1 protein-coding gene and 1 pseudogene are annotated in these 1124 nt (G+C 55.8%); both read right to left on the minus strand.

The window, feature by feature from the left end; all coding sequences use genetic code 11:
* Window positions 1-250: 250 nt before the first annotated feature.
* A complete protein-coding gene (locus AC4PR2_RS29025) occupies window positions 251-889 on the minus strand; it encodes an adenylosuccinate synthase (RefSeq protein WP_492176069.1) in 639 nt (212 codons plus the stop codon).
* Window positions 890-935: 46 nt separating this feature from the next.
* Window positions 936-1124, minus strand: a pseudogene (locus AC4PR2_RS29030) (type-F conjugative transfer system pilin assembly thiol-disulfide isomerase TrbB); the annotation flags it as partial.

The following is a 1124-nucleotide window of genomic DNA, read 5'->3' on the forward strand; positions in this document are numbered from 1 at the left end:
TCCCAGCGGAGCACCGGCAGCGCTGTGGCGGCCAGCCATTCCAGCCCCGGCAGGTACAGCGACAGCCACACCATGTCTGCACACCATCCCCGAAGCCCCATTGCCGCCAGTACCAGCAAGGCCGCATAGCCCATCTGGCGATACGGCCGGTTGACAAGCTCCCGAAATGTCATCGGAATTCCCCATAAAAACAATTGGTGATCACGTGGTAAAGTCATGCCGCAGCGCCGTTTCATTAACTTCATCAGGTTCATGCATCCAACTCACCAAACCGTTGTTGATAGAGCATCAACAGGTAACGATCATTGCTGTACGTCTTCAGCTGTGCACGCAGTCGATTAACATCATTGGCGAGTCGATTGTGCACTCGGTTTGCTTCCCTGACCCGTGTTTTGGTTTCCTCCGGATCGCCAAACCTGACCAGAGCATGGGCCAGCATGTCCAGCTCGAAACGCAAGTCGGCATCATGCTGCCAAAAGGGTTTTAGCTCGCGCCCCCGAAACCCCGCGGTTCGGCAACCGCAAAGATGCCCTGCTTTCAATTTGATGTGACCCCGCTTGTTGACCCATAAAAGCCCCCACTTCTCTGGCAAATCCTGAATGTCGATAAGTCCTTCTGGGCAAATGTAGTAGCGATAGGTTCCCATTCCACAGCGGCCTCCATTGCGATGCGGTTTGGCTCGATCGGCAAGAAAGTCACAGCGACTCACTTTCGACTCGACCACCACGGAACCGCCACCAAATCCCCAACGGTATCCAAACGCATCGGCGCGCTCCCCGCCATATAGTCCACCGACTTCGGTGAGCGCGACCTGACATCCCGGCCCATTGGCGCTTTCAGGACGTTTCAACCACCGCACGGCAAGCAGATTCAAATCGTCATGCGTCATACAAATTCCTCATATACCTCTCTCGCTCTTAAACCACCGAATACCCTCACAGCACCCCCATACGCAGCGCCATGGCAAAGCTCTCGTCAATACGTTGCTTCAGCACCTCGTCGCTGATGGCGCCCTGCGACAGCGGAATGGCAACCAGCGTTTCGCGGTTGACCAGAAAGTCCGTGGGCGTGGCCTTTGGCAGTTCGGCAAAGAAGTCGTTAATCACGGTGTCATTGGCCGGCAA

Source organism: Serratia sp. A07 (genome assembly GCF_058725505.1).

What these genes read in the sequence shown, in the direction of transcription:
- AC4PR2_RS29025 (WP_492176069.1), bottom strand. Translation starts at nt 889, where the DNA reads ATGACGCATGACGATTTGAATCTGCTTGCCGTGCGGTGGTTGAAACGT.